Raw genomic sequence first — 2,723 nt, forward strand, 5'->3', positions numbered from 1 at the left:
CGAATTAGTATAACGAATACCGGTGAAACACGGTTTCAGTTCTTGACCAAAAATCCTTTATACTGCGCATTCATCAAAAAAATTAACCCTGCGACTTCATCTTGTCTTAGAAAGTACATCATGAGCGATAATAACAACACATTAAAAATCCGTATTCAAATACAGCAGGAACCTCCACAAGCTATCGAGGAAATCTACCCTGAGCCTGAAATCATTTATGAAGAATCGCTGGATTGGAAAAAAATATCTATTGCTGCACTTGCATTACTAACTATTCTGGCCTTACTCTATTATTTGATTTTCAGTAGCGAAAATCCTGAAGAGTCCTTGAATGATTCAGTTATTTCCACACCTGAGAATATGCTTCCTCCAGAAAAGCTTGAAGCAGAACCCGACACACGCGATGACTCAGCAGAAACTCAATTAAATACCCCAATTAGCACGCACCCTGCTCAATCAACTCCGGCAAAATCCGACAGTAATGCTATCACACCAAAAACCGTAATCATGCCTGCCAGAAAACCAAAAAAAAACTCTATTACTGACCAATTAAATAGTCCTGATAAAAGTGTACCCAAAACCGCATCACAATCCAAACCGCATAAAACATCGGATCAACCCGAGGTTCTTAGAGCATTGTTAACTCATGCAATCAAAGGACGGGAACCCGTTGATTCAATTGAAACTGTACAATTAAAATCGGGTGAAACCAAGCCCGTCCATTTCTATCTGCAATTACAAAACCTGCAAGGAAATAATATCCGCGTTAACTGGTATTTTAATAATCAACTCGATTCACAATTGCGTTTGCAAGTGCACAATAACAACTGGCGTACTCACGCCAGCAAACAACTTGATCGCGAACGAATAGGTTCCTGGCGTGTGGAATTAATCGATGGATCGGGAAATCGATTGGCAACCAGAGATTTTACCGTCACGCAAAACTAAGTTTATTGATATTACTGAATAAGCAAGCTAGGATGCACCATGAAATATTGCAGCAACTGTAGTGCCACTGTTGAATTGATGATTCCTGAGGGTGATTCTCTACTCCGCTATGTATGTAACACCTGCAATATCATTCATTATCAGAACCCCAAGATGGTTGTCGGTTGCATTCCTGAATGGGAAGATAAAATTTTATTGTGCAAGCGTGCCATAGAACCCCGTAAAGGTTGGTGGACGTTGCCCGCTGGCTTTATGGAAAATAATGAAACGTTGGCACAAGCTGCTGCGAGAGAAACTCTGGAAGAAGCCAATGCACGAGTAGAAATAGGCGATCTATACGCAGTGTATAGCCTACCCCATATCAGCCAAGTTTATTTTATATTCAGGGCAAAATTGCTTGATCTCGATTTCAAACCCGGAATCGAAAGTTTGGAAGTTAAACTCGTGTCTGAGCAAGAGATACCGTGGGAAGAAATGGCGTTTCGGGTTATTCACGATCCGCTCAGGCTATATTTCACAGAACGCAATCAGGGAAAATTCGGCCTTCATATCGGTGTAATTAACAAAACTCAGAATACCTCATGAAGAATCAATTCTGAGCATTTATTATAGGAGCGCAGAAACAATCCAACTTTAATCCTATACCGGGTAGTATTGCGGAGAGCGTCGCACAAAGAGCTCTATCCCCATTCGGTTGATTTTCGGTTATTGATTTCTGCAAGCAGATCATAAAAATCTGACAAAGTGCGCGATATGTCATAATTTGAGCAATGATTATATAGGCATAAGTAAATTCTAATATGGAAAATTACGAAACGCTGCTAGCAACAATAGCTTTAATGATGGGTACCTCCTGGGCAAGCGGTATTAATTTATATGCCGTTCTACTGGTGCTAGGGCTCGGTGGCTCTACAGGACACATTGATTTGCCTACCGGATTATCGGTATTGCAAGAGCCGTTGGTAATAGGTGCAGCCGGCATTATGTATTTCATTGAATTTTTTATGGATAAGATCCCTGGAATGGATTCTGTATGGGACTCCATTCATACCTTTGTCAGAATTCCTGCAGGCGCCATGTTAGCGGCAGGTGCGGTTGGAGATGTAACGCCCGCTCTCGAAATTGCAGCGGGTATTTTAGGAGCTGGTGCTGCTGCAACGAGCCATGCCACCAAAGCTGGTACACGACTGCTGATAAATACATCCCCCGAACCTGTTACAAATTGGTCAGCCTCCATCATGGAGGATTTCTTAGTGCTGGCTGGAATGTGGGCGGCGCTGAAGCAACCAGATATCTTTCTAATATTATTTGTTGTGTTTATGGGCATTGCCATCTGGTCATTACCAAGATTATGGTTTCTAATTAAAACCTTACTTTCTAAGATAGCAAAATTTCTTGGCTTTACAAGTGAGCAAGCTGTAACAAGCAATGTATCGAATTCTATTGTCCCATCAATGGAATTTCAGCCGCATGACCAGATAATGGCATTAGAACGATTGCAGCAACTACGCGATAAGGGCGTGCTCACAGAACAAGAATTTGAACAGCAAAAAAGCATCATTCTAAGAAAAAACAATTAGAAAGATAATTTACGATTAAATTTCTTAATGATAGCAATGCAATATTCTTAACAGTGTTAGCGCGCAAACAAAAGATTTGGCTATGTAACAATTAATTATTGAATTGTTTGTCCAACGTGCATTGAGATATAGAGGTGTGCACAATGAAATCAAGGGAATTCAAAGCATGGATGGAATTGATTGAACGCATGAGTC

The 2,723-nt window shown here is 40.8% G+C and carries 3 protein-coding genes; all 3 read left to right on the forward strand.

From position 1 onward, the window contains the following. A partial coding sequence (locus tag Q0C11_RS14625) for a DUF2914 domain-containing protein (RefSeq protein ID WP_367273775.1) occupies positions 1 to 948 on the forward strand: 948 nt, incomplete at its 5' end. 39 nt (positions 949 to 987) lie between these two features. Continuing rightward, positions 988 to 1,533 (forward strand): NUDIX hydrolase, encoded by a 546-nt coding sequence (locus tag Q0C11_RS14630; RefSeq protein WP_293009221.1) that lies wholly within the window; start codon positions 988 to 990, stop codon positions 1,531 to 1,533. A gap of 215 nt (positions 1,534 to 1,748) precedes the next feature. After that, positions 1,749 to 2,528: a DUF4126 family protein gene (locus Q0C11_RS14635; RefSeq protein ID WP_293009223.1), complete on the forward strand. Its 780-nt coding sequence runs from the start codon at positions 1,749 to 1,751 to the stop codon at positions 2,526 to 2,528. Positions 2,529 to 2,723: the final 195 nt, after the last annotated feature.

This window comes from Nitrosomonas sp., assembly GCF_022842015.1.
Taxonomy (GTDB): domain Bacteria; phylum Pseudomonadota; class Gammaproteobacteria; order Burkholderiales; family Nitrosomonadaceae; genus Nitrosomonas.